The sequence below is a fragment of the Paraherbaspirillum soli genome (assembly GCF_042654985.1).
In the GTDB taxonomy this organism is placed as follows: Bacteria; Pseudomonadota; Gammaproteobacteria; order Burkholderiales; family Burkholderiaceae_D; genus Paraherbaspirillum; species Paraherbaspirillum soli.
Genome location: NZ_JBHSMT010000008.1, coordinates 75,807 through 100,024, shown reverse-complemented (window position 1 = coordinate 100,024; position 24,218 = coordinate 75,807). Strand labels below are relative to the sequence as shown.

General features: G+C 56.9%; 23 protein-coding genes and 1 other RNA gene. 18 read left to right on the top strand and 6 right to left on the bottom strand.

The genetic code is table 11. From position 1 onward, the window contains the following. Nucleotides 1-20: 20 nt before the first annotated feature. Nucleotides 21-788 (top strand): twin-arginine translocase subunit TatC, encoded by a 768-nt coding sequence (gene tatC, locus ACFPM8_RS03050; RefSeq protein ID WP_378994860.1) that lies wholly within the window; start codon nt 21-23, stop codon nt 786-788. On the opposite strand, the gene ACFPM8_RS03045 is transcribed toward tatC, so the two are convergent. Together ACFPM8_RS03045 and ACFPM8_RS03040 are read right to left on the bottom strand one after the other, a co-directional pair. Next, nucleotides 789-1,469 (bottom strand): DUF2461 domain-containing protein, encoded by a 681-nt coding sequence (locus tag ACFPM8_RS03045; RefSeq protein WP_378994858.1) that lies wholly within the window; start codon nt 1,467-1,469, stop codon nt 789-791. 130 nt (nt 1,470-1,599) lie between these two features. After that, complete coding sequence (locus ACFPM8_RS03040; RefSeq protein ID WP_378994856.1) at nt 1,600-2,769, bottom strand: Do family serine endopeptidase; 1,170 nt, start codon at nt 2,767-2,769, stop codon at nt 1,600-1,602. Between the two features lie 14 nt (nt 2,770-2,783). On the opposite strand from ACFPM8_RS03040, the gene ACFPM8_RS03035 reads away from it, so the two are divergent. From ACFPM8_RS03035 to ACFPM8_RS03005, 7 genes are all read left to right on the top strand, one after another. Beyond that, nucleotides 2,784-3,551, top strand: coding sequence for a Nif3-like dinuclear metal center hexameric protein (locus ACFPM8_RS03035; RefSeq protein ID WP_378994854.1), 768 nt, complete (start codon nt 2,784-2,786; stop codon nt 3,549-3,551). A gap of 17 nt (nt 3,552-3,568) precedes the next feature. Next, the gene (locus ACFPM8_RS03030) at nt 3,569-3,955 is read left to right on the top strand and encodes an RNA-binding S4 domain-containing protein (protein ID WP_378994853.1); all 387 of its coding nucleotides are present in this window, start codon (nt 3,569-3,571) and stop codon (nt 3,953-3,955) included. A gap of 269 nt (nt 3,956-4,224) precedes the next feature. Further along, a complete protein-coding gene (locus tag ACFPM8_RS03025; RefSeq protein WP_378994851.1) occupies nt 4,225-4,869 on the top strand; it encodes a TetR/AcrR family transcriptional regulator in 645 nt (214 codons plus the stop codon). A 46-nt stretch (nt 4,870-4,915) separates the two neighbouring features. Beyond that, nucleotides 4,916-6,706 carry an acyl-CoA dehydrogenase C-terminal domain-containing protein gene (locus ACFPM8_RS03020; RefSeq protein WP_378994849.1) on the top strand — a complete coding sequence of 597 codons (1,791 nt, stop codon included), beginning with the start codon at nt 4,916-4,918 and terminating at the stop codon, nt 6,704-6,706. Nucleotides 6,707-6,751: 45 nt separating this feature from the next. Next, nucleotides 6,752-9,151 (top strand): 3-hydroxyacyl-CoA dehydrogenase/enoyl-CoA hydratase family protein, encoded by a 2,400-nt coding sequence (locus ACFPM8_RS03015; RefSeq protein WP_378994847.1) that lies wholly within the window; start codon nt 6,752-6,754, stop codon nt 9,149-9,151. Between the two features lie 102 nt (nt 9,152-9,253). Continuing rightward, on the top strand, nt 9,254-10,450 hold the full coding sequence (locus ACFPM8_RS03010; protein WP_378994845.1) for an acetyl-CoA C-acyltransferase: 1,197 nt from the start codon (nt 9,254-9,256) through the stop codon (nt 10,448-10,450). Between the two features lie 230 nt (nt 10,451-10,680). Then, entirely contained in the window at nt 10,681-11,445 is a 765-nt protein-coding gene (locus ACFPM8_RS03005; protein WP_378994843.1) for an enoyl-CoA hydratase, read from the top strand. 64 nt (nt 11,446-11,509) lie between these two features. Here ACFPM8_RS03005 and ACFPM8_RS03000 read toward each other — a convergent pair whose 3' ends face one another. From ACFPM8_RS03000 to ACFPM8_RS02990, 3 genes are all read right to left on the bottom strand, one after another. Beyond that, the gene (locus ACFPM8_RS03000; RefSeq protein WP_378994841.1) at nt 11,510-11,659 is read right to left on the bottom strand and encodes an entericidin A/B family lipoprotein; all 150 of its coding nucleotides are present in this window, start codon (nt 11,657-11,659) and stop codon (nt 11,510-11,512) included. Nucleotides 11,660-11,807: 148 nt separating this feature from the next. After that, nucleotides 11,808-12,491 (bottom strand): MarC family protein, encoded by a 684-nt coding sequence (locus ACFPM8_RS02995; RefSeq protein WP_378994839.1) that lies wholly within the window; start codon nt 12,489-12,491, stop codon nt 11,808-11,810. A gap of 137 nt (nt 12,492-12,628) precedes the next feature. After that, entirely contained in the window at nt 12,629-13,894 is a 1,266-nt protein-coding gene (locus ACFPM8_RS02990; protein WP_378994837.1) for a D-amino acid dehydrogenase, read from the bottom strand. A gap of 137 nt (nt 13,895-14,031) precedes the next feature. Between ACFPM8_RS02990 and rnpB the strand changes: the two genes are divergently transcribed. From rnpB to ACFPM8_RS02945, 9 genes are all read left to right on the top strand, one after another. After that, nucleotides 14,032-14,357: RNase P RNA component class A (gene rnpB / locus ACFPM8_RS02985), an RNA gene on the top strand. Nucleotides 14,358-14,692: 335 nt separating this feature from the next. Beyond that, nucleotides 14,693-15,853 (top strand): acyl-CoA dehydrogenase family protein, encoded by a 1,161-nt coding sequence (locus tag ACFPM8_RS02980; protein ID WP_378994834.1) that lies wholly within the window; start codon nt 14,693-14,695, stop codon nt 15,851-15,853. Then, the gene (locus ACFPM8_RS02975) at nt 15,850-16,650 is read left to right on the top strand and encodes an enoyl-CoA hydratase (RefSeq protein WP_378994832.1); all 801 of its coding nucleotides are present in this window, start codon (nt 15,850-15,852) and stop codon (nt 16,648-16,650) included. Before ACFPM8_RS02980 ends, ACFPM8_RS02975 begins: the two co-directional genes overlap by 4 nt. Before the next feature lie 35 nt (nt 16,651-16,685). Beyond that, nucleotides 16,686-17,828, top strand: a complete 1,143-nt coding sequence (locus tag ACFPM8_RS02970) for an enoyl-CoA hydratase/isomerase family protein (RefSeq protein ID WP_378995717.1) — start codon at nt 16,686-16,688, stop codon at nt 17,826-17,828. 552 nt (nt 17,829-18,380) lie between these two features. Next, nucleotides 18,381-19,553: a cytochrome c oxidase subunit II gene (coxB, locus tag ACFPM8_RS02965; RefSeq protein ID WP_378994829.1), complete on the top strand. Its 1,173-nt coding sequence runs from the start codon at nt 18,381-18,383 to the stop codon at nt 19,551-19,553. Between the two features lie 68 nt (nt 19,554-19,621). Then, the gene (ctaD, locus tag ACFPM8_RS02960; RefSeq protein ID WP_378994827.1) at nt 19,622-21,217 is read left to right on the top strand and encodes a cytochrome c oxidase subunit I; all 1,596 of its coding nucleotides are present in this window, start codon (nt 19,622-19,624) and stop codon (nt 21,215-21,217) included. A gap of 141 nt (nt 21,218-21,358) precedes the next feature. Continuing rightward, the gene (locus tag ACFPM8_RS02955; RefSeq protein WP_378994825.1) at nt 21,359-21,931 is read left to right on the top strand and encodes a cytochrome c oxidase assembly protein; all 573 of its coding nucleotides are present in this window, start codon (nt 21,359-21,361) and stop codon (nt 21,929-21,931) included. Nucleotides 21,932-21,972: 41 nt separating this feature from the next. Beyond that, nucleotides 21,973-22,188 carry a DUF2970 domain-containing protein gene (locus ACFPM8_RS02950; protein ID WP_378994823.1) on the top strand — a complete coding sequence of 72 codons (216 nt, stop codon included), beginning with the start codon at nt 21,973-21,975 and terminating at the stop codon, nt 22,186-22,188. Between the two features lie 30 nt (nt 22,189-22,218). Then, complete coding sequence (locus ACFPM8_RS02945; protein WP_378994822.1) at nt 22,219-23,079, top strand: cytochrome c oxidase subunit 3; 861 nt, start codon at nt 22,219-22,221, stop codon at nt 23,077-23,079. A gap of 110 nt (nt 23,080-23,189) precedes the next feature. Here the strand turns inward: ACFPM8_RS02945 and ACFPM8_RS02940 are convergent, their stop codons facing one another. Continuing rightward, nucleotides 23,190-23,390 carry a twin transmembrane helix small protein gene (locus ACFPM8_RS02940; RefSeq protein WP_378995715.1) on the bottom strand — a complete coding sequence of 67 codons (201 nt, stop codon included), beginning with the start codon at nt 23,388-23,390 and terminating at the stop codon, nt 23,190-23,192. Between the two features lie 38 nt (nt 23,391-23,428). Between ACFPM8_RS02940 and ACFPM8_RS02935 the strand changes: the two genes are divergently transcribed. Further along, on the top strand, nt 23,429-24,169 hold the full coding sequence (locus tag ACFPM8_RS02935; RefSeq protein WP_378994820.1) for an SURF1 family protein: 741 nt from the start codon (nt 23,429-23,431) through the stop codon (nt 24,167-24,169). Nucleotides 24,170-24,218 lie beyond the last annotated feature (49 nt).

Sequence of the window (24,218 nt, the reverse complement as noted above, 5' to 3'; positions counted from 1 at the left end):
AAAACTTTTGTAGTGACACAATGACTGAAGAACAGAAAACCGGCGGCGTCGAGGAAACCTTCATCTCGCATCTGGTGGAGTTGCGCAATCGCCTGATGAAGGCGTCGATCGCGATCATTGTGATCTTTTTGTGCCTGATGCCCTGGGCCGCGCATATCTATGACTTGCTGGCGGAGCCGATGATGGTGGCTTTGCCGGCCGGCAGCAAGATGATTGCTATCGGGGTTATTACGCCATTTCTGATCCCAGTCAAGGTGACGCTGCTGCTCGCCTTCGTCATCGCGTTGCCATGGGTGCTGTACCAATTGTGGGCATTCATTGCACCCGGCTTGTACGCGCATGAAAAGAAGCTGATTGCACCGCTGGTGATCTCATCGTCGATCTTGTTTGTCACCGGCATCGCCTTTTGCTATTTCCTGGTATTCAGGGTGATCTTCCGGTTTATCAATAATTTCGCCCCGAAGTCGATTTCGGTCGCGCCGGACATCGACAGTTATTTCGATTTTGTGATGACCATGTTTATTGCCTTCGGCATGACGTTTGAAGTGCCGATCGTGGTGATCGTGCTGGTGCGTATGGGCTTGGTGCCGCTGGAAAAACTGAAAGCGATTCGCCCCTACGTGGTGGTGGGCGCATTCGTTATAGCGGCCATAGTCACGCCGCCGGATATCATGAGCCAGTTGTTGCTGGCGGTACCGCTATGCCTGTTGTATGAGATCGGCCTGTTCGTCGCGCCGCTATTCGTCAAGGCGACCCAGGCACCTGCAGAGTCGGAAGAAACGATCTGATCAATATTCCGTTTTTACTTGCCGTAGCCAGCTCACCAGCGGATAAGCATCGTTAAAGCCGGTAAGCACCTCGGTTTCCAGGGCGTCGGACAGCATCTTCTTCAGCGGCTGTTCCTTCCAGACGATAAAGTTCTTCAGCTTGATGTATTCAATGTGCGGGGCGTCCGCATCAAAGCCTTTGGGCGGCCGCGTCAATTGGCCTTCGGTTTGCAAACCGCCGTAAGCCGCCATCAATTTCTTGTTCTTCAGCAGTTTGCCGAAGCCGCTGGCATCGGCAATCACATGCTGGCGTATCGCCCGCAGGCGGTCTGCCGGCGGCATGTATTCGCCGCCAGCGATCAACAGCGTGCCGCCGGCGTCGATATGAAAATAATATGCAGGCCCGCCGCCTTGGCTTGGCTTCTTCAGGCCGCTGGCGGTGATCGCCGCCGAGAAGGTAGTTTTGTACGGGCTCTTGTCATGCGAGAAGCGCATGTCGCGATTGATTCTGAACAGCGCTTTTTTCGGATTGCAACCAGCGATGGCCGGATCAAATTTGCTGATGTCGGCGATCAATCGGATCACCAGTTCCAGAAACTCCGCCCGCAAAATATCGTAACGCGGCTTGTTCATCACGAACCAGGCACGGTTATTGTTTTCGGATAATTCGGCCAGGTACTGGGTCAGGTCACGCACGTGCATTGCAGCTTTTCCTTTTGCCTGCGGTATGGGGAGGGGGGGCTGATTAGTTGGGGACAGAGTAATTCGGCACGCTGCGGTGCCTCTTAAACTCTGCCCCGCAATTGTTGTGGCTTCTCTGTCCCGCAATGATTTACTCTTGCGCTTCGCGTTTCATCGGCGGACGCTTGCCAATGACCGCCTCAAGCGTGGTCTCGCGCGTCTTGCGCAATACCGTCAGTTTGGCTTTGCTGCCGGGTTGCAATTGCGCGATCTGATTCATCATGTCGGTAATATCCGCGACCGATTTTCCTTCAACCGCTACCAGGATGTCGCCGGGTTTTAGCCCAGCCTTGTCTGCCGGACCGTTTTTCAGGACACCGGCGATAATCGCGCCGGTTTTCTTGGTCAGGCCGAAGCTTTCCGCCAGTTCGGGGGTAATGTCCTGCGGTTCTACGCCAAGGTAGCCGCGTACCACATGGCCGGTATTGATGATGGATTCCATCACATTTTTTACGGTGGTCACGGGGATCGCAAAACCGATCCCGAGCGAGCCGCCGGTACGTGAGTAGATCGCGGTATTGATGCCCAGCAGGTTACCGTTGGTATCGACCAGCGCACCGCCTGAATTGCCGGGATTGATGGCGGCATCGGTCTGAATGAAGTTCTCGAAAGTGTTGATGCCGAGATGGTTACGGCCGAGTGCGGAAATGATGCCCATCGTTACAGTCTGGCCGACCCCAAATGGGTTGCCGATTGCCAGCACGACGTCGCCGACGCTGGATTGCTCGACATGGCCGAGCGTGATCGCCGGCAAATTCGGCAAATCAATCTTGATCACCGCCAGATCGGTTTCCGGATCGGTGCCGACCACTTTGGCCGATGCATTACGGCCGTCTGCCAGCGCTACTTCGATCTCGTCGGCTGCTTCGACCACGTGATTATTGGTCAAAATATAACCCTGCGAACTGACCACCACGCCTGAGCCAAGACTTGCCTGCTTTTCGTCCGGATCGTCGCCGCGATCGCCGAAGAATTTCCTGAGCAAAGGATCTTCCAGGAATGGGGAGCTACGCTGTTTTGCCTCTTTGCTGGTGAATATGTTCACGACAGAGGGCATGGCCCGACGCGATGCTTCGCGATATGAACCCGGCGTCGGCGTTCCAGGCGCAACCTCATGTAGCGTTACATGAGACGACGCGATATGCAGCGGGAAACTGGCTAGCGAGCCGCTTGCCCAGTCAGGCTTCAAGGTCGTTACAATGAACCAAATCGCCAAACCGATGGTTACGGTTTGCGCAAACAACAGCCAGAAACGTCGCATAGTGAGGTCGTAAATTGAGTCAAAAATTGGTAAGTCGCGTTGAACTTACAAAATATCTAGCCGAAACGTTAAATATTACACAGTTCCGAGATTATTGCCCAAATGGGCTACAGGTGGAAGGATGCGCCGAAATTAGTAAATTGGTCAGCGGCGTCACGGCCAGCCAGGCTTTGCTGGAAGCGGCATTGGAATATGGCGCCGACGCGATCCTGGTGCACCACGGCTACTTTTGGCGAGGCGAGGATGCGCGGGTTGTCGGCCCAAAACACAAGCGTCTGAAATTGCTGCTTGCGCATGACATCAACTTGTTTGCTTATCACTTGCCGCTCGATTCCCACCCAACTTTCGGCAACAACGTGCAACTGGCTCAACAACTTGGCTTGGCGGCCAGCGGCCGCTTTGGGGACGACAATCTGGGCTGGCTGGGCAGTGCCGTTGATCCGTCGGTCAACACAGTCGGCGACCTGGCGCGCGTGATCGAACGCCAATTGGGCCGCACGCCAGTGTTGATCGGCGATCCTGGGCAAGCGCTGGGGCAAGTCGCCTGGTGTACCGGCGCCGCCCAGAGCATGCTGGGGGATGCGATCGAAGCTGGCGCCAATGTCTATATCAGCGGCGAAATTTCCGAGCCGACAGTGCATCTTGCGCGTGAAACCGGGGTTGCTTATCTGGCAGCCGGTCACCATGCCACCGAGCGTTACGGGGTGCAGGCGCTGGGCCAGCATCTGGCTGAACGCTTTGGATTGCAGCATCGCTTCATCGATATCGACAATCCGGTGTAATGGAGCGGCAGAAAATCATGAGTAATGCCAACGACAGCGTGCGTATCGACAAATGGTTATGGGCGGCACGGTTTTTCAAGACGCGCACCCTGGCCACCGATGCGGTTGATAGCGGCAAGGTGAGGTTGAATGAAGAACGCATCAAGCCCGCGCACGGCCTCAAAATCGGCGCCACCCTGGCGATCGACAATGGCGCCAACGCCTGGGAGGTGGTGGTGCTGCAGTTGGCCGACAGCCGCGGCTCGGCAGCGATTGCGCGGACCCTTTATCGGGAAACCGAGCAAAGTATAAATAAGCGCGCCGCGGTGGCCGAGGACAGGAAGTTCTTTCGCGAGCCAACCTTCGCCATCAAAGGCCGGCCGACCAAGCGCGATCGTCGCTTGCTCGACAAAAGTCAATCCTAAGCAGGTACGGCGCGCGATATTCGCCGCCGATGTGTGGTTTCCAGCAGCAAAGACAGGCTGCGCCGCGAACCGGCCGGCGCCGGATTGCGAATCGGTTTTCAGTAGAATTCGCCCTCTAAGCCGCCGTTTGACATTTCAGGTCCGATGGATAATAGTACGAGCGTTCGTATTGTTGTCGAAGCGGCTGAAGTTACCGCGCTGTAAGGACCTTATACCAACCAGACAGGATTATTGTGGCTCATTCGAACACTGACACACCGCCAAGGTTTATGCGTAAAGGCGAATTGACGCGCGCGGCGATTCTTGACGTCGCCATCGAACTGGCTAGCCGCGATGGACTGGAAGGCTTGACGATTGGTTTGCTGGCCGAAAAGATGAACATGAGCAAATCCGGCGTGTTCGCCCATTTCGGCTCGCGCGAAGATTTGCAGATCGAAGTGGTGAAGCTTTATCACCGCCAATTCGAGCAAGAAGTGTTCTATCCCAGTGTTAAAGAAGCGCGCGGTTTGCCCCGTCTGGAAGGCATGTTTGCGCGCTGGATCAAGCAGGTGACGATCGAAATCGCGTCCGGCTGCATTTATATCAGCGGTGCGGTGGAGTATGACGATAGGCCCGGCGAAATCCGCGATCAGTTGGTGACGATGGTCCGCACCTGGCAACAGGCATTGCACCGCTGCGCGCTGCAGGCGATCGAAACGGGTCACTTGCGCGCCGATACCGATGCCGATCAACTGGTGTACGAGATGTACGGCTTGATTTTGGGGCTGCATCACGATGCGCGTTTTCTGAAGAAGGCTGGCAGCGTGGAGCGTGCGCAAAAAGGGTTTGAGCGCCTGATCGACAGCTACCGCAATACGAAGCCGCTACCGGCGACTAAGAAATCCTCAGCAACGAATCACAAATCCGCTGCCTAGAAGGCAGCCTGACAAAACCAATACACTCAATTTTCAGGAGAACACCATGGGTCAATACGTCGCGCCGCTGCGAGATATGCAATTCGTCATGCACGAGCTGCTGCATGTCGAAGACGAGCTGAAGCAATTGCCGAAGCATGCAGAGATTGATGCGGACATCATCAACCAAGTGCTGGAAGAAGGCGGCAAGTTCACCTCCGAAGTGCTGTTCCCATTGAACCATTCCGGCGATCGCGAAGGCTGCCATCACGACAAGGCCACGCAGACCGTGACCACGCCGAAGGGCTACAAGGAAGCCTACAAGCAATACGTGGAAGCCGGCTGGCCTGCATTGTCATGTGATCCGGAATTCGGCGGCCAAGGCTTGCCGCTGGTGATCAACAACTCGTTCTACGAGATGATGAATTCGTCCAACCAGGCCTGGACCATGTACCCGGGCTTGTCTCACGGCGCCTACGAATGCCTGCACGCGCACGGCACGCCAGAACAGCAAGCGCTGTATTTGCCCAAGCTGGTTTCCGGCGAATGGACTGGCACCATGTGCCTGACCGAATCGCATTGCGGCACCGATCTGGGCTTGCTGCGCTCGAAGGCAGTGCCGCAGGAAGATGGTTCCTACAAGATCACCGGCAGCAAAATTTTCATTTCGGCCGGCGAGCACGATATGTCGGCCAACATCCTGCATCTGGTGCTGGCACGTTTGCCGGACGCACCGGAAGGCTCGAAAGGGATTTCGCTGTTCCTGGTGCCGAAGTTCCTGCCGAATGCCGACGGTTCGCTCGGTGCGCGCAACCCGATCACTTGCGGTGCGATCGAAGAGAAGATGGGCATCCACGGCAATTCGACTTGCCAGATGAACCTGGACGGCGCGACCGGCTGGATCATCGGCGGCCCGCACAAGGGTTTGAATGCGATGTTCGTGTTCATGAATGCAGCACGGCTCGGCGTCGGCATGCAAGGCCTGGGACTGACCGAAGTGGCGTATCAAAATGCGCTGGTGTACGCCAAGGATCGTATCCAGATGCGCAGCCTGTCGGGCATCAAGGCCGCAGACAAGCCAGCCGACCCGATCATCGTGCATCCGGACGTGCGCCGCATGCTGCTGACCGCCAAAGCCTATGCCGAAGGCGCGCGCGCTTTCTGTTCCTACGTCGCATTGCAACTCGACAAAGAGCTGAACCATCCGGACGAAGCGGTGCGTAAAGACGCGGCCGATGAAGTCGCGTTGCTGACCCCGGTGGTCAAAGCCTTCATCACCGACAATGCCTGGACTGCCACCTCGGAGTGCATGCAGGTATACGGCGGCCACGGTTTCATCGCTGAATGGGGCATGGAGCAATACGTGCGCGACGCCCGCATCAACATGATTTACGAAGGCACCAACACGATCCAGTCGCTGGATCTGCTGGGCCGCAAGGTGTTGATGGACGGCGGCGCCAAGCTGAAGAAATTCGGCGCCAAGGTGCAGGCATTCATCGAAGAAAACGGCACCGACGATGCGTTGTCCGAGTTCATCACGCCACTCGCCGATCTGGGCGACAAAGTCACCAAGTTGACCATGGAAATCGGCATGAAGTCGTTCCAGAATCAAGACGAAGCAGGCGCCGCAGCAGTGCCATACCTGCGCGTGGTCGGTCATCTGGTGTACGCCTACTTCTTCGCGCAAATGGCGAAGATCGCGTTGGCCAAGCAAGATTCCGGCGACAAGTTCTACGTTTCGAAACTGGCCACCGCACGTTTCTATTTCGCTCGTTTGCTGCCGGAAACAGCGATGCTGATCCGTCAGGCGCGTTCCGGCTCTGCCACGTTGATGGCACTTGACGCGGATTTGTTCTAATTAATCGCTCCGTATCCAACTGATTAAACCAACCAGGAGTTACAAGTGTCCAATTTCATCGTAAAGAAAGTCGCCGTTCTGGGCGCCGGCGTGATGGGTGCCCAAATCGCCGCACATTGCCTCAACGCCAAAGTGCCGGTCGTGCTGTTCGACCTGCCTGCCAAAGAAGGTCCGAAGAACGGCATCGTTCTGCGCGCTATCGACAACCTGAAAAAACTCAGCCCGGCGCCGCTCGGCAACAAGGAAGACGCTGCGCTGATCGAAGTCGCCAACTACGAAGACAATCTCGATCTGCTGGCAGGTTGCGACCTGATCATCGAAGCGATTGCCGAGCGCATGGACTGGAAGCACGACCTGTACAAGAAAGTGGCTCCGCACATCGCGCCAAACGCGATCTTCGCATCCAACACGTCGGGCCTGTCGATCACCGCACTGTCGGAAGGTTTCGATGCTGAACTGAAGGCACGTTTCTGCGGCGTCCACTTCTTCAACCCGCCGCGCTACATGCATTTGGTCGAGTTGATCCCGACCGCGACCACCAAGCCGGAAATCCTCGATCAGCTGGAAGGCTTCCTGGCCACCACGCTCGGCAAGGGCGTGGTACGCGCTAAAGACACCCCGAATTTCATCGCCAACCGGGTTGGCGTGTTCGGTATCCTGTCGACCGCGCATCAAGCTGAAAAATTCGGTCTGTCGGTCGATGTGGTCGATGATTTGACCGGCTCCAAACTGGGTCGCGCCAAGTCGGGCACCTTCCGCACCGCCGACGTGGTTGGTCTGGATACCATGGGTCACGTGATCAAGACCATGCAGGACAACCTGAAGGACGATCCTTTCTACGGCGTGTACGCAACGCCGCCGCTGCTGGCCAAACTGGTCGAGCAAGGCGCGCTGGGTCAAAAATCCGGCGCCGGGTTTTACAAGAAGGTCGGCAAGGACATCCTGCGGATTGATGCCGCCAAGGGCGAATACGTAGCAGGCGGCGGCAAGGCCGACGACCTGGTGGTGCGCATCCTGAAAGACAAGGATCCGGTCAAGCGCATGAAAGCCTTGCGCGAGTCGACCAATCCACAAGCGCAATTCCTGTGGTCGATTTTCCGCGACGGCTTCCATTACATCGCCGTGCATCTGGAATCGATCGCCGACAATGCGCGCGATATCGACTTCGCGATGCGCTGGGGCTTCGGCTGGAGCGTCGGCCCATTCGAGATCTGGCAAGCCGCGGGCTGGCAGCAAATCGCTACCTGGGTCAAGGAAGATATCGACGCCGGCAAGGCACTGTGCAATGCACCGTTGCCAGCCTGGGTATTCGAAGGCCAGGTTAACGACAATGCCGGCGTGCACACTGCACAAGGCTCTTACTCGCCGGCCAAGAAAGCCAGTGTTGCCCGTTCCGATCTGCCGGTTTATCAGCGTCAGGTGTTCCGCGCACCGCTGCTGGGTGAAGGCGTGGCCGACGGCAAGACCGCCGGCACCACCTTCTTCGAAGATGACTCGGTACGCATTTGGCATCAGAACGACGATGTCTTGATCCTGTCGTTCAAGACCAAGATGCACGTGATCGGACCAGGCGTGATCGCCGGTTTGAACAAGGCGCTGGCCGAAGCCGAAAAGAACTTCAAGGGCCTGGTGTTGTGGCAATCGGATTCGGCCGAAGGCGGCGCCTTCTCGGCCGGCGCCGACTTGCAGTCGATGCTGCCGTTGTTCATGTCGGGCGGCGCCAAGGCGATCGAGCCGATGGTGGCTGAATTGCAGCAATCCTTCATGGCGCTCAAATACGCCAACGTGCCAGTGGTTGCCGCGATTGCCGGCCTGGCGCTGGGCGGCGGCTGCGAGTTGGCCTTGCACACCGCCAAGCGCGTGGCTTCGATCGAGTCCTACATCGGTCTGGTCGAAGTCGGCGTCGGCTTGATTCCGGCCGGCGGCGGTTTGAAGGAAGCGGCAGTACGCGCCGCCAACGATGCCAAGGGCAACGACATCCTGCAATTCCTGAAGACATCGTTCATGAATGCGGCGACTGCCAATGTCTCGAAATCGGCATTGCAAGCGAAGAGCATGGGCTATTTGAAAGCCGACGACGTGATCGTCTTCAACGCCTATGAATTGCTGCACGTGGCGAAGGTCGAAGCGCGCGCCATGTTCGACGCCGGCTATCGTCCGCCGCTGAAGGCGCAGATTCCGGTGGTCGGCGCTTACGGCGTCGCCACCATCATGGCGCAGCTGGTCAACATGCGCGACGGCGGTTTCATTTCCGCTCACGACTACAAACTGGGCAGCATGATCGCCAACATCGTTTGCGGTGGTGAGGTTGTAGAAGGCAGTGTGGTAAACGAACAATGGTTGCTCGATCTGGAGCGCAAGGCCTTTGTAGAGTTGCTGAATAACCCGAAAACGCAAGAGCGCATTATGGGCATGATGCAAACTGGTAAACCCGTGCGCAACTAATACAACTAAGCCAAAACAATTGCGGGACAGGGTTTAAAAGTCGCCAAGGCTAACCTTGCGACGAATTACTCTGTCCCCAACTGACTAAAACAGGAGCTGGAAATGACTAAACAACTTCAAGACGCATACATCGTTGCCGCGACCCGCACGCCTATCGGCAAAGCTCCACGCGGCATGTTCAAAAACATCCGCCCGGACGATCTGCTGGTGCGCGTATTGCAATCGGCGCTGGCCCAGGTGCCTAACCTGGATCCGCAACTGATCGAAGATGCGATCATCGGCTGCTCGTTCCCGGAAGGCGCGCAAGGCTTGAACATGGCGCGTAACGCCGTGTTGCTGGCAGGTTTGCCGAACCGCATCGGCGGTGTCACCGTGAATCGTTATTGCGCATCCGGCATCACTGCAATCGCGATGGCGGCCGACCGTATTCGCGTCGGCGAAGCCGATGTGATGATCGCCGGCGGCGCCGAGTCGATGTCGATGGTGCCGATGATGGGCTTCCACCCGTCGGTCAACATGAATGTGTTCAAGGACGAAAACGTCGGCATGGCCTATGGCATGGGCCTGACCGGCGAAAGAGTGGCCGATCAATGGAAAATCTCGCGTGAAGCGCAGGATGCGTTCTCACTGGAATCGCATCGGCGCGCGATTGCCGGCCAACAGGCTGGCGAGTTCGATGCCGAAATGACTTCGGTCGACATCATCGAGCGCTTTCCGAACTTGGCCACCGGCCAGATCGATATCAAGACCCGCACCGTGAATCGCGACGAAGGCGCGCGTGCCGACTCGTCGATGGCGGCATTGGCCAAGCTGAAGCCGGTATTCGCAGCGAAAGGCAGCGTCACTGCCGGTAACAGCTCGCAAACTTCCGATGGCGCGGGTGCTTTGATCCTGGTCAGCGAAAAGATCCTGAAGCAATTCAACCTGACCCCGCTGGCGCGCTTTGCGTCGTTTGCGGTGCGTGGTGTGCCGCCTGAAATCATGGGTATCGGCCCGAAAGAAGCCATCCCTGCCGCGCTGCGCGCAGCCGGCATCACCCAGGATCAGCTGGATTGGATCGAATTGAATGAAGCATTCGCCGCACAATCGCTGGCAGTGATTCAAGACCTTGGACTGGATCCAGCCAAGGTCAACCCGCTCGGCGGCGCGATTGCATTGGGCCATCCGCTCGGCGCCACCGGTGCGATTCGTGCTGCAACCACAATCCACGCGCTGCGCCGTCGCAACCTGAAGTACGGCATGGTTACGATGTGCGTTGGCACCGGTATGGGAGCCGCAGGTATTTTCGAGCGCATGTAATTAGGTTGCCACAAGCAATCGCCAAAACAGGAAAGCCGTACAGCCACCGCCGTACGGCTTTCTTGCCTTCCAAGGCGTATGGAAAACGATAACTGCGTTGCATGGCCTTGCCGTACTTGCGTACTGTCTGCGGCTCATGCGCCTTGTTCTCCTTTCCCATACGCCTTGGAAGGTCTAGGTCTTGGTGAATGGGTTATGAAAATTAATAAGCATTATTGATGGAGACACAGATGGATATTTTGACCAGCAAGGAAAACGGGATTCTGACGATTGCATTCAATCGTCTCGACAAGAAGAATGCGATCACCAGCGAGATGTACCAGATCATGGCCGATGCATTGAAGGATGCGGACTCGGACAACGCGGTGCGGGCGATTCTGTTTGTCGGCAAGCCGCAGGTATTTACTGCCGGTAACGACCTAGCGGATTTTGCCAAAAATCCGCCGAGCAGCGAGGCCAGCCCGGTGTCCCAATTCCTGTGGCAGATCAGTCATGCCAACAAGCCCTTGGTGGCGGCGGTGGCGGGCGCTGCGGTCGGCGTCGGTACCACCATGCTGATGCATTGCGATTTGGTCTACGCGGCTGAAGACGCCCGTTTTTCGATGCCGTTCACCCAGCTTGGTTTGTGCCCGGAAGCGGCTTCCAGTTTGCTGCTGCCGCAAATCGCAGGCTATCAGCGCGCGGCGGAAAAGCTGCTGCTGGGCGAACCGTTTTCGGCGGAAGAAGCGCACGCGATGGGGCTGGTGAACAAGGTCTTGCCCGCGGATCAGTTGTTGGCGTTTGCGCAAGCGCAGGCAGCTAAATTGGTGGCATTGCCGGCGGCGTCGATCCGTACCACCAAGCGCCTGATGAAAGGCGGGCAAACCGCCGCGATTGAAGCACAGATGAAGCAGGAAATCGGGCATTTCGGCGCGATGCTGAAGGCGCCGGAAGCGCAGGAGGCATTTATGGCCTTCTTTGAAAAACGCCAACCGGATTTCAGCCGCTTTGCTTGATTGTTTGACCCATTAAAAAACCCGACCTGGAGTCGGGTTTTTTGTTGGTGCCAGCTGCCGGGAATTACATCTTCTTTTGGACATCCTCAGCAGCGTCCTTCACTTTTTCGCCGCCGGTTTGTACATCTTTGCCGACTCCTGCCACGGTGTTGCAGGCGGTCAGTGTCCCGAACATTCCCAGCATGATTGCGACTGCAAGAACTCTCTTCAACATAGTGCTCTCCTGTGACGGTTGGTAAGGTGGTAATGCTAAAACTAGCTTCCGACTTATTCGCGTCCCCAAAGATTATTGGGAGCAATGAGCATGCTACTACGTATCCGATGGGAACTGTGGCCGCAGTTTCCTTTTTTATAATTTCTGCTTAGTGGGCCTGTGCTTGCGACAGCAGCAGCAAGCCGCTGACGCCGTCCCACAGAATCTGCACACCGATACACAGCAAGATAAAAGAAGTCATGCGCAACATGACGGTGGTGCCGGTGTCGCCCAGCAGGCGTATCAGCAGACCGGCAAAACGGTTGCTGAGATATACCGCAAACGCCGCCAGCGCCAGGCCGACAATGGCCGCAATCATTGTCAGCGGCAGCGGCACATTCGTATTGGGGGCATGCACGCCGGCGCCGAGGGTGATCGCAATCGAGATCGAACCCGGACCCACGGTCAGCGGGAAGGCGAGCGGATAAAACGCTTTTTTGGATGCCAACTCATGGGTCCAGAGCGAGTCCGGCACCGCTTCCATCTTGGGCATTTCATCGGTGTTGAGCATTTTCCAGGCGGTGGCAACCACCAGCAAACCGCCGGCAACTTTGACTACTGGCAGCGACAGTCCGAAAAAGGCCAATACATGGGTACCGATAAACATGCCCGCCATCAGCAGGATGAAGGCATTGATCGCCACCCGTCTAGCCAAGGAGTTGCGGGTGGCGTCGGAGGCGCTGATCGTCAGCGAGTGAAAAATCGGCGCAATGCCGGGCGGGTTCATGATGGGCAGTAATGCCGCCAACACAAAGAGAACCGTCTTCATGAAGCTGAGTAGGTGGAATTCCATTTGTGCTTATCGTCCAACATCAAAAAAACAACTCGCCGCAACGAATCCAGGAGCGGATTCAAGAACTTGGTGCGAGGCCCGATTGTAGACGGACAATAATGGCGGCGGCAAGCGGCCCGGTGTTGCGTTTTGCGCGCCTACGCACCGAAAACAAACGGGCCGGCGTCGATGGACGTGGATTCGCCGGCTATCAGTTGCGCCAGCAGGGTCGCACTGCCGTGGGCCAAGGTCCAGCCCAGACTGCCGTGGCCGACATTCAAATAGAGATTGGTGACCGGACTGGCGCCGATGATGGGGACGCCGCTTGGTGTCGCCGGCCGGAAGCCGGTCCACGGCGACAATGTCTCGCTGTCGGACAGACAGTCGCAGTCTGGAAACAGTGCGTCGACCCCGCGCTTGAGCTCATCGATGGCGCGCTCGGGGATGCTGCGATCCATGCCGACCAGCTCCACTCGCCCTGCCACACGCAGGCGGTCGCCCAGACGGGCGTAGACGATTTTCCTGGCGAGGTCGGTGATGGACACCGTGGGTGCGGCTTGGCCGGCACTGCCTGACAGCGGCAACGTGATGCTGTAGCCCTTGAGCGGGTAGAGCGGCAACCGGAATCCGGCTTGACGCGCGAAGCCGGCACTGTCGGCGCCCAATGCCAGTACGAAGGCATCGGCATCGATTTGTTCGCTGCCGGCATGCACCGCGACCAGTGCGCCGCCGCGCATTTCCAGTTTGCCGATGCGATGCGAATGGGCAAAGCGGAAACCGCTTTGGCGCGCCATCGCATCGACCAGCTGCTGACAAAACAACGCGCAATCGCCGACTTCTTCGTCCGGCGTATAAACGCCGCCGGCCCAGTGAGGTCGAGCCGCTGCCAGCGCCGGCTCGATTTCCAGACAGCGGGCGGTGTCGACGACTTCTTGCCGACAGCCGTATTGGGCTTGAAACGCAATCTGCGCGCGTGCTGCATGCAAGCTGTTCGGTTCGCTATACAGCACCAGTTTGCCGGCGGTTCTGTGCTGGAAGGCTAGCGGCATGGTATGCATCAGCTGGTGCAATTGGGCGCGGCCGAAAAAGGCCAGTTGCAATAGATCGACGGTGGTTTTCCTGACCCGTTTGGCGTTGCAGGCAGCTAAAAACTTGATCAGCCAGTGCCATTGGGCGGAGTCCATTTTTGGCCGCAGTGTCAGCGGCGATGCGGCGCCGAATAAATATTCCGGCCAATGGCGCCAGACCGACGGATCGGCCAACGGGGCGACGTAGGAGTAACTTAATTGCGCGCCATTGCCGTAGCTGGCCTGGCTGCCCGGCTGTGCTGCGGCATCGATCAAGGTGACCTGGTGGCCGGCTTCCAGCAGGCGATAGGCGGAGGTCACGCCGATGATGCCGGCGCCTAGTACGCAAATATGCATTGATGCGATCCCATTGCAGAAGTGATTGAATGTTGTCCTTAGTCAGTTGCTGCGTAAATACTATATGCATCCGCTTTCTCGGGCATCGTTTGAAATAGCAGTGGGGGATCTGCAGGTGCTGAGGTAGAATGCCGCCTGAAGTAAGCCAGACAGCCGCTGGCCGGCGTTGCAAAACGTTGGCGGGAGGAAGGTCCGGACTCCATAGAGCAGGGTGACGGTTAACGGCCGTCCGCCGCGAGGCGAGGAATAGGGCCACAGAGACGAGCGTATTTAGTTACGGTGAAACGCGGTAACCTCCACTCGGAGCAACCCCAAATAAGCACGCATTGATGCTGCTCGCGGAGCGTGCGGGTAGGGGGCTTGAGCACTGGAGCAATCCAGCGCCTAGAGGAATGGCTGTCATAACGGGCGGGCGCAAGCTCAACCGTCGTAACAGAATCCGGCCTATCGGCTTACTTCATTTTCTTTCGGCTTTTGCATATTGCCGTCGCTGGGCGCATTCGCCGCCGCAGCATTTTCCACATGCTTTCCAAATCAATAATCTTCGCACTACTTTTTTCCTCAATGCGTTTTGAGTGACGTTTACGTTAACGTCAATTATTGTTATTCTGCTGAAGCTCATCGCTGGCAGCATTCAATGGGCACCTCGAAAACCTACTGCGCGTCCCAACCTCAGGGCTGCGATGCTCACCGTACCTCCGTACGGCTGCGCTTCTCTCCCCTGACCTTGGGCCGCTCGCTACGGTTTTCGATGTGCCCAAATGACAAAATTATCATCCGCTCAGGAGACAAACCACCATGGATTTCGAATTATCAGAGGAGCAGCGCGCGTTCCAACAAACGGCGCGTGATTTCGCGGCAGGCGAACTGGCGCCGCATGCGGCCAAATGGGATGCCGAGGGAATTTTCCCGCTCGACGTGATTGCCAAGGCCGGCGAACTCGGCTTTTGCGGCTTGTACACGCCGGAAGACGTCGGCGGTCTCGGCCTGTCGCGACTGGATGCGACGATTGTTTTCGAAGAGTTGGCGCACGCTTGCACCTCCACCACGGCTTACTTGACGATCCACAACATGGTGAGCTGGATGATCGCCAACTGGGCGACGCCGGCGGTACGTGAGCAATGGTGCGCGCAACTGGCAAGCGGCCAAAAACTGGGCTCGTATTGCCTGACCGAGCCTGGCTCCGGTTCGGATGCGGCATCGCTGAAGACCAGTGCGGTACTGGAGGATGGCCATTACGTCATCAATGGCTCCAAGGCGTTTATCTCCGGTGCCGGCGCCACCGATATCCTGGTGTTGATGGCGCGTACCGGCGGCGCCGGTTCGCACGGCGTCTCGGCGTTTGCGGTGCCGGCCGATGCGCCCGGCATCAGCTATGGCCGCAAGGAAGAAAAGATGGGCTGGAACAGCCAGCCCACGCGCACCATCAGCTTCGACGATGTGCGGATTCCGGCCGATCATTTGCTGGGCCAGGAAGGCGAGGGCTTCCGCCTGGCGATGCGCGGCCTGGATGGCGGCCGGATCAACATCGCAACTTGTTCGGTCGGTACCGCGCAGGCGGCATTGGATGCGGCCCACGCGTATATGAGCGAGCGCCGCCAGTTCAACCGGCCGCTGGCCGATTTCCAGGCGCTGCAATTCAAGCTGGCCGACATGCAGACGGAGCTGGTGGCAGCACGCCAGATGGTGCGTCTGGCGGCCAGCAAGCTGGACGCCAAAGATCCGAGCGCAACCACTTACTGCGCAATGGCGAAACGCTTCGCGACCGACATCGGCTTCCAGATCTGCAACGAGGCGCTGCAAATCCACGGCGGTTACGGTTACATCCGCGAATACCCGCTGGAGCGCTATTTCCGCGACGTGCGCGTGCATCAAATCCTGGAAGGCACCAACGAAATCATGCGCGTGATTATTGCCCGCCAATTGCTGAGCAACGCATCCAATGAGGCGATTCGATGAGCGCCGCGGCTACCGATATCAGCTACACCAATCTGCGGCTGGAGACAGTCGGCCACACCGCCATCGTCACCATCGCCAATCCGCCGGCAAATACCTGGACTGCCGAAGGCTTGCGCGATCTCAAGCGTCTGGTTGAGGCGCTCAACGCCGACAAAAATATCTACAGCCTGGTGATTGCCGGCGAGGGTGAGAAATTCTTTTCGGCCGGCGCCGATCTCAAGCTATTCGCTGACGGCGACAAGGTCGTGGCGCGGGAAATGGCGCGCTGCTTTGGCCAGGCGTTCGAAACCTTGTCGAACTTTCGCGGCGTGTCGATCGCTGCGATCAACGGCTATGCAATGGGCGGCGGTCTGGAGTGCGCGCTGGCTTGCGATCTGCGCATTGCGGAAGAACAGGCCCAGTTGGCGCTGCCGGAAGCTGCTGTCGGTTTGCTGCCATGCTCCGGCGGCACGCAGAATCTGCCGTGGTTGGTTGGCGAAGGCTGGGCCAAGCGCATGATCCTGTGCGGTGAGCGGGTTGACGCCGAGACCGCGTTGCGGATCGGGCTGGTGGAAGAGGTGGTGAAGCGGGGCGATGCCAAACAACGCGCATTGGCATTGGCACAGCAAGTCGACAAGCAAAGCCCGTCCAGCGTCACCGCATGCAAGCGGCTGATCCAGGGCGCGCGCGCCAATCCGCTGGCGACTTTGCTGCCGGTCGAGCGCGAATTATTCATCGATTTATTTAATACCAAGGATCAGCAAGAGGGCGTCAACGCTTTCTTGCAAAAGCGTCCGGCTAAATGGAGTAACGAGTAATGGCAGAAGCAGTGAATCAGCAAGCGCAACCGGCAATCGCAGCACCGGTTTTGTTTGAGGAATTGAAGACCAATAACGGCAAGCGGATAGCCGTAGCGACGCTGAATGTCGAAAAAACGCTGAACTCCTTATCGCTGGAAATGGTCGATTTGCTGGACCCGCAATTAAGGTTGTGGGCGGCCGATCCGCAGATCGCCATCGTGGTATTGCAAGCGGCCGGCGACAAGTCGTTTTGCGCGGGCGGCGATTTGCAGCATTTGTATCGCACCATGCTGGACCAGCATGCTTCCGATCAGCGCGAGGATATCCGCAGCAACGTCTACGCCTGCGATTTTTTCGAGCGCGAATATCGGCTCGATTACCTGATCCATACCTACCCCAAGCCGATCCTGGCATGGGCGCACGGCATCGTGATGGGGGGCGGCATCGGCTTGATGGCCGGCGCAAGTCATCGCGTGGTGACCGAGAAGTCGCGCCTGGCCATGCCGGAAATCAACATTGGCTTGTACCCCGATGTTGGCGGCACCTGGCTATTGGGCCGGATGCCGGGCCAGATCGGCTTGTTCCTGGCCTTGACCGGAGCCTCGATCGGCGCTGCCGACAGCATTTTTACCAAATTGGCCGATTACCAGCTGGCACAAGCCGATAAGCAGTCGGTGTTTGACGCGCTATTAAACCAGCCGTGGGACGGCAAGCAGGATGGTGTCTTGTTGACGCGCCTGCTGCAAAGCGCGGAACAGCACCGTGCCGCAACGGCGGATGCGCCGCTGACGCCGTTGCGCCAGCACTTCGAGTTGATCAACCAGCTGTGCAGCGCGCCGACATTGTCTGAAATCGTCGACAACATTGTCGCGCTGGAAACGGACGATCCCTGGTTGCAGAAAGGCATTGCAACTTTGGTGGCCGGCAGTCCTGCTTCGGCATGGCTGTCGTATACCTTGCTGCAGCGAGCGCGGCATATGTCGCTGGCTGAAATTTTCCGGCTGGAATACGTGGTGTCGCTGCATTGCGCTGCCCGGGCAGATTTTGCCGAAGGAATCCGGGCCTTGATCATCGACAAGGATCGCAAGCCAAAATGGCAACCAGCCACGCTGGGCGGCGTCGCCAGCGACTGGGGCGATGGATTTTTTGCCGATCCGTGGCAGCCGGAAAATCACCCGTTGGCAGATTTACAGTAGGGCGGGCAGCTTTGCTTTCTGATATCGCAGCTGGATACGGAAAGCAAAGCGATTGCCTGACGATATTGTCAGTTGGTCTCCAAGGTGCCGATTCGGCATTCTGAAATATATCCACCCGCGGATATCAGGCATGTAAAATTAATCACAAATTTATTGCCTGCGGGAATTTTAATCCATGTCGGAAAAGCACAAAAAACATGGTTCAAAATGAAAGCATTTAGTTAATTTCCGGCACGTGATTCTCCTTGATAACATATCCTGTTACCACTTATACTCTGAGGGTTTTAGCTTGTGCGGACGGGCCAGTCGCCCCGATCGGACGGGTCAATGATTAAGTGCGGTTAGTAGGGCTGGGGCGTGATTGATCTGCACCTGGCCATGAACGCATTGCAGTGCAGGACGTATATATCTGTTGCTTGAACTTGGTGCAGGCACAAGAAATCCGATAATTCAAACTGGGTTTTCGATTAATTCGAACTACAGTTCAGGAAGCGTGCTCGGATTAGTGTCTGGTAATTGACATAATTATAATTTTGGGCTTTTGAGGAAATCATGAAATATGCGAAGCGCCTTATATCGTTGATGGTCGGTGCGTCGCTCTTGTCGGCAGCTATGCCGTCATGGGCGGTGGTCGATAGCCCGGGCGGGCCGGCGGTACTGCAGATGAATTTTCAACCGCCAGTGACCCAGATCGCGCAACAGATTTACGACCTGCACAATCTGATGCTGATCATCTGCCTGGTGATCTTCCTTGCCGTGTTCGGCGTGATGTTTTATTCGATCCTCAAACATCGCAAATCTCTTGGGGCCAAATCGGCCAGCTTCCACGAAAGTACCTCGGTTGAAATTGCCTGGACCGTGATTCCATTCCTGATCGTGATCGGGATGGCATTGCCGGCGACCAAGACCGTGGTGGCGATGAAGGATACTTCGAACGCCGACATCACGATCAAAGTCACCGGCATGCAATGGAAGTGGGGCTACGACTACCTGAATGGCGAAGGCGCCGGCATTTCCTTCCTGTCCAACCTGGCGACGCCGCATGAACAAGTGGTCGATGCGACCAAGGTCAAGAACGACAACTACCTGATCGAAGTCGACAATCCTGTCGTGGTTCCGGTCAATAAGAAGGTACGTATCATCACCACCGCCAACGACGTGATCCACTCATGGACCATCCCGGCGTTCGGCGTCAAGCAAGATGCAATCCCCGGCTTCGTGCGCGACACCTGGTTCAAGGCTGAAAAAGTCGGCACTTACCGCGGTCAGTGCGTCGAGCTGTGCGGCAAGGATCACGCCTTCATGCCGATCGTCGTGAACGTTGTCAGCGAAGCCGACTATAAGGCATGGGTCGAAGGCAAGAAGAAGGAAATGGCCGCCCAAGCTGACGATCCCAACAAGACCTGGACTATCGACGAGCTGAAACAGCGCGGCGAAAAAGTGTATACCGCAAATTGCGCCGTTTGCCATCAAGCCAGCGGCAAGGGCGTGCCGGGCGCGTTTCCTGCACTCGATGGAAGCGCGGTCGTGAACGGTCCGCGCGGCGAGCAGATTCATATTGTGCTGGAAGGCAAAATCGACGGCAGCATGCAGATGCCGGCCTGGAAAGGCGTACTGTCGGATACCGACATTGCTGCGGCGATTACCTTCACCCGCAACAACTGGTCCAACAAGGCACAGGAAAATATTGTTCAACCGGCTGAAGTGCTGGCTGCGCGTAAGTAATCAAGAATATTGCGGGGCAGAGTCAAGCCAAGCGGTAGCCTGTCCCCCAACAAAACTAGGAGTTTGAGATGAGCACTACCGTAGTAGATCACGCACACGATCATTCTCATGACCACGCACACGATCACCCGCATGGCTGGCGCCGCTGGTTGTTCGCAACCAACCACAAAGACATCGGTACTTTATATCTGTGGTTCTCGTTCACCATGCTGTTGTCTGGCGGCGTGCTGGCACTGTTGATCCGCGCCGAACTGTTTCAGCCGGGCCTGCAATTTTTCAAACCGGAGTTCTTTAACCAGTTGACCACCATGCACGGCCTGGTGATGGTGTTCGGCGCGATCATGCCGGCCTTCGTCGGCTTCGCCAACTGGATGATTCCGCTGCAAATCGGCGCGTCCGACATGGCCTTTGCGCGGATGAACAACTTCTCGTTCTGGTTGATGCCGCCTGCGGCCTTGTTGCTGGCGACATCGTTCCTGGTGCCCGGCGGCGCGACTGCTGCCGGCTGGACCCTGTACGCACCGCTGTCGACGCAAATGGGGCCTGGCATGGATATGGCGATTTTCGCTATCCACATCATGGGCGCATCGTCGATCATGGGCTCGATCAACATCATCACTACCATCCTCAACATGCGTGCTCCTGGCATGTCATTGATGAAGATGCCGATGTTCTGCTGGACCTGGTTGATTACCGCCTACCTGCTGATCGCCGTGATGCCGGTACTGGCCGGCGCGATCACGATGACACTGACCGATCGTCATTTCGGCACTTCGTTCTTTAACGCCGCCGGCGGCGGCGACCCGGTGATGTATCAACACATCTTCTGGTTCTTCGGTCACCCGGAGGTGTACATCATGATCCTGCCGGCGTTCGGCATCGTTTCGCAGATCATTCCGGCATTCGCCCGCAAGCAATTGTTCGGCTATGCATCCATGGTGTATGCGACCGCTTCGATCGCGATCCTGTCGTTCATCGTTTGGGCGCACCACATGTTCACCACCGGCATGCCGGTGACTGCGCAGCTGTTCTTCATGTACGCAACGATGCTGATTGCAGTGCCGACCGGGGTCAAGATTTTCAACTGGATCGCTACCATGTGGCGCGGTTCGATGACTTTCGAAACGCCGATGCTGTTCGCGATCGGCTTCATTTTCGTGTTCACGATGGGCGGCTTCACCGGCCTGATCCTGGCCGTGACGCCGATTGACATCCAGATGCAGGATACCTACTACGTTGTGGCTCACTTCCACTACGTGCTGGTAGCCGGTTCGCTGTTTGCGTTGTTCGCCGGATACTATTACTGGGGGCCGAAGTGGACCGGTTTCATGTACAACGAAACACGCGGCAAGATCCACTTCTGGAATTCGCTGATCTGGTTCAACGTGACTTTCTTCCCGATGCACTTCCTGGGACTGGCCGGCATGCCGCGCCGTTACGCCGACTATCCGGCGCAATTCACCGACTTCAATATGCTGGCTTCGATCGGCGCCTTGGGTTTCGGTCTGAGCCAGGTGTACTTCCTGTTCGCCGTGATCATTCCATCCATCAAGGGTGGCAAGAAAGCTGCCGACAAGCCATGGGATGGCGCTGAAGGTCTGGAGTGGACCGTGCCGAGCCCGGCTCCGTTCCACACGTTCGAAACGCCACCGACCGTTAAATAATGGGAGCGGCAGGTGCAAGCCTGCCAACTCTGTATGCCAACTCAAAAAAAGCCTAATAACGTACGCACCGGACTGCTGGTCGGATTGCTTGCCCTGAGCTTCTTCGTTGCGATCTTTATCAAGATGCTGTGGTTTAAGTAAATGGACGATCCGGCAGACAGCGCAAAAAAGACCCTGTTGCGCAAGCTGAATGGACAAATGCTCGGCAAGTTGCTGGTCATCGCCGTTCTGATGCTCGGCTTCGGTTACGGCCTGGTACCCGTCTATAAGCAGATTTGTGAAATTACCGGGGTCAACTTTCTGACGCCGAAGGATTCCACGGTAGAAGCGCCGACCAATAGCCAGGTGGACAAAACCAGAACCATCACGGTTGAGTTCGACGGCAATGCGCACGGTCCCTGGCGTTTCCGGCCCATGGTCAGCAGCATGCAGGTGCACCCGGGTGAGATGGCCCAGGTGACTTATGAAGTGGTGAATACGCAGTCGCGCAAGATGGATGCACAGGCAATTCCAAGCTATGCACCACAGCAGGCGGCGGCATTTTTCAAAAAAGTAGAGTGTTTTTGTTTCGCCCAGCAAACCTTGGGACCGAATGAGGCAAAGCAAATGCCGGTGGTGTTCTACATCGATCCTGCACTGCCCAAGGATGTGAAGCTGATTACACTGTCGTATACATTTTTTGAAATTGCAGGGCAAGCGGACAAGCCCGTCTGAACCAGGCGGCAAGCTGGAGTGACCGCAACAAGAGGTGCAAAATGTCGGATCTGAGGGATGCAAGTCGTCGTAAGGCTTCGTTTGGCGCCACCATGAAGGCCGTATTCTGGTCGTTCTTCGGTGTCCGCAAAAGGAAGGATTACGAAAGCGATGCAGCCGGGTTGAATCCGGTGCATGTTGTGATTGCCGGGATTCTCGGCGCGTTGATTTTTATTGCGATATTGATCACGATTGTGAAGCTGGTCGTCGCCAAGTGATTATTTAAAAAATTGTATCGGGAGATGGAAATGAGTGCTCAACAAGGTAATGCACCCTATTATTTCGTGCCTGGCCCATCCAAATGGCCGGTGCTGGCCGGTGCATCGCTGCTGGTGACGATGGCCGGTGCGGCAGCATGGGTCAACGCTGTAGCCTGGGGCTCGGCGGTCTGCGCGGTCGGTCTGTTGGCGGTGCTGACAGTGCTCTACAAATGGTTCAGCGATGCCATTAGCGAATCCGAAGGCGGCATGTACAGTGAGCGCATCGATACCTCGTATCGGTGGAGCATGAGCTGGTTCATCTTCTCCGAAGTGATGTTCTTTGCTGCATTTTTCGGCGCGCTGTTCTATGCACGCAGCATCACAATGCCGTGGCTGGGCGATCTCGATCACAAAATCCTGTGGCCTGATTTTGCCGCTCACTGGGGCAATGTCGGTCCGGCCGGAACGGTTGAGCCATTCCGCACCATGGGCCCGTTCCCGATCCCGACTATCAACACTGCATTGCTGCTGAGTTCCGGCGTCACGCTGACCATTTCTCACCATGCCTTGCGCGCCGGCCATCGCGCCAAGACCGCGTTCTGGCTGTTTGCAACCATTCTGCTGGGCGCAACCTTCATGGGCTTCCAAGCCATGGAATATATGGAAGCGTATCAAGATTACAATCTGCGGCTGACATCCGGCGTATATGGTTCGACCTTCTTCTTGTTGACCGGCTTTCACGGGTTCCACGTCACGATCGGTGCAATCATGCTGTCGGTGGTGTTGTACCGCGTACTGAAGGGGCACTTCACGCCCGAACATCATTTCGCGTTTGAAGGCGCGGCCTGGTATTGGCACTTTGTCGACGTGGTCTGGCTCGGTTTGTACGTTGTGGTCTATTGGCTGTAAGACGTTGCATGCATAAAGAAAGGCCGCACTTCGGTGCGGCCTTTTTTACTGATGGGCTTTGAAATGATCCGGGTTCAAATTGTCCGGATTCAGGCAGCGATCGTAGCGTTTTAGCGAATGCCGGTCGGCTGGATATAGCCAAGCTTGTATGCGACCAGCAACAAAATGAACAAGGTGACCGAGAAGCCGACGCGCAATGCCAAAGCTTGCACTGTCCGGTTGCTTTTACCCTTGTCGCGCATCAGAAAAATCAAGGCCGAAGCCAGGCTGCCAATGATCAGGATGAAGGCGACGGCGACGATGATTTTCATTTGCGGATGGGGAATACGTTGAGTAAGGCGACATTGTAATGCCAATCAGATTTCGTTTTCGCTTGATCCCTTTCGTGGTCACGGTGTTGCTGATTGCGCTCGGCATCACGCTGGCGCAGTGGCAGACCCGGCGCGGCGATCAGAAGCAGGCGATAGAAACCAAATTATTGCAACGCGAAGCGGCGCCGATGGTGCAACTCGGGGCGGCGTTACAGGGAGCCGCCGAAACCGAATATCGACGGCTATCGGTGCGTGGAGAATTTATATCGGGCTGGGCAGTCTATCTCGACAATCGCCCGTCCAACGGTGTTGCCGGGTTCTATCTGCTGATGCCGTTTAAAATAGCGGATTCGGATACCTATGTGCTGGTGATGCGCGGCTGGCTGCCCCGCGATCCGTTGGATCGAAGCAAGCTGCGGTCGACGCCGACGCCAACCGGCGTGGTTGAGATAGAGGGCGTTGCGCGGCGCGATGTCGGCCATGTCATGCAATTGGGGGATGCCGGAGCGCTTCATCCGAACGCCATCGTGCAAAATCTCGGGATAGCCGAATTTGCTGCGGCCAGCCATTTCAAGCTACAGCCGTTCGTGATTGAGCAAACCGGCAACACGCAAGATGGCCTGGTGCGCGACTGGCCAAAACCATCGCTGGGCATCGAGAAACACCGCGGATATGCGTTCCAATGGTATGCGCTGGCCGTGATGGCTCTACTTTTTTTTGTGGCGACAGGATTCAAACGTGGAACAACAAGCAAACCAAACGACAGCCAATCAATTTGATAGGCGGACCGAGCAACTGGCCAGCAAACAGCGCCAAAGCGGCCGCTGG

Bases quoted from the DNA above. Each gene is read 5' to 3' on its own strand.
- tatC (WP_378994860.1), top strand. From the start codon at position 21: ATGACTGAAGAACAGAAAACCGGCGGCGTCGAGGAAACCTTCATCTCG.
- ACFPM8_RS03045 (WP_378994858.1), bottom strand. From the start codon at position 1,469: ATGCACGTGCGTGACCTGACCCAGTACCTGGCCGAATTATCCGAAAAC.
- ACFPM8_RS03040 (WP_378994856.1), bottom strand. From the start codon at position 2,769: ATGCGACGTTTCTGGCTGTTGTTTGCGCAAACCGTAACCATCGGTTTG.
- ACFPM8_RS03030 (WP_378994853.1), top strand. From the start codon at position 3,569: ATGAGTAATGCCAACGACAGCGTGCGTATCGACAAATGGTTATGGGCG.
- ACFPM8_RS03025 (WP_378994851.1), top strand. From the start codon at position 4,225: ATGCGTAAAGGCGAATTGACGCGCGCGGCGATTCTTGACGTCGCCATC.
- ACFPM8_RS03020 (WP_378994849.1), top strand. From the start codon at position 4,916: ATGGGTCAATACGTCGCGCCGCTGCGAGATATGCAATTCGTCATGCAC.
- ACFPM8_RS03010 (WP_378994845.1), top strand. From the start codon at position 9,254: ATGACTAAACAACTTCAAGACGCATACATCGTTGCCGCGACCCGCACG.
- ACFPM8_RS03005 (WP_378994843.1), top strand. From the start codon at position 10,681: ATGGATATTTTGACCAGCAAGGAAAACGGGATTCTGACGATTGCATTC.
- ACFPM8_RS03000 (WP_378994841.1), bottom strand. From the start codon at position 11,659: ATGTTGAAGAGAGTTCTTGCAGTCGCAATCATGCTGGGAATGTTCGGG.
- ACFPM8_RS02995 (WP_378994839.1), bottom strand. From the start codon at position 12,491: ATGGAATTCCACCTACTCAGCTTCATGAAGACGGTTCTCTTTGTGTTG.
- ACFPM8_RS02990 (WP_378994837.1), bottom strand. From the start codon at position 13,894: ATGCATATTTGCGTACTAGGCGCCGGCATCATCGGCGTGACCTCCGCC.
- ACFPM8_RS02980 (WP_378994834.1), top strand. From the start codon at position 14,693: ATGGATTTCGAATTATCAGAGGAGCAGCGCGCGTTCCAACAAACGGCG.
- ACFPM8_RS02975 (WP_378994832.1), top strand. From the start codon at position 15,850: ATGAGCGCCGCGGCTACCGATATCAGCTACACCAATCTGCGGCTGGAG.
- coxB (WP_378994829.1), top strand. From the start codon at position 18,381: ATGAAATATGCGAAGCGCCTTATATCGTTGATGGTCGGTGCGTCGCTC.
- ctaD (WP_378994827.1), top strand. From the start codon at position 19,622: ATGAGCACTACCGTAGTAGATCACGCACACGATCATTCTCATGACCAC.
- ACFPM8_RS02955 (WP_378994825.1), top strand. From the start codon at position 21,359: ATGGACGATCCGGCAGACAGCGCAAAAAAGACCCTGTTGCGCAAGCTG.
- ACFPM8_RS02950 (WP_378994823.1), top strand. From the start codon at position 21,973: ATGTCGGATCTGAGGGATGCAAGTCGTCGTAAGGCTTCGTTTGGCGCC.
- ACFPM8_RS02945 (WP_378994822.1), top strand. From the start codon at position 22,219: ATGAGTGCTCAACAAGGTAATGCACCCTATTATTTCGTGCCTGGCCCA.
- ACFPM8_RS02940 (WP_378995715.1), bottom strand. From the start codon at position 23,390: ATGAAAATCATCGTCGCCGTCGCCTTCATCCTGATCATTGGCAGCCTG.
- ACFPM8_RS02935 (WP_378994820.1), top strand. From the start codon at position 23,429: ATGCCAATCAGATTTCGTTTTCGCTTGATCCCTTTCGTGGTCACGGTG.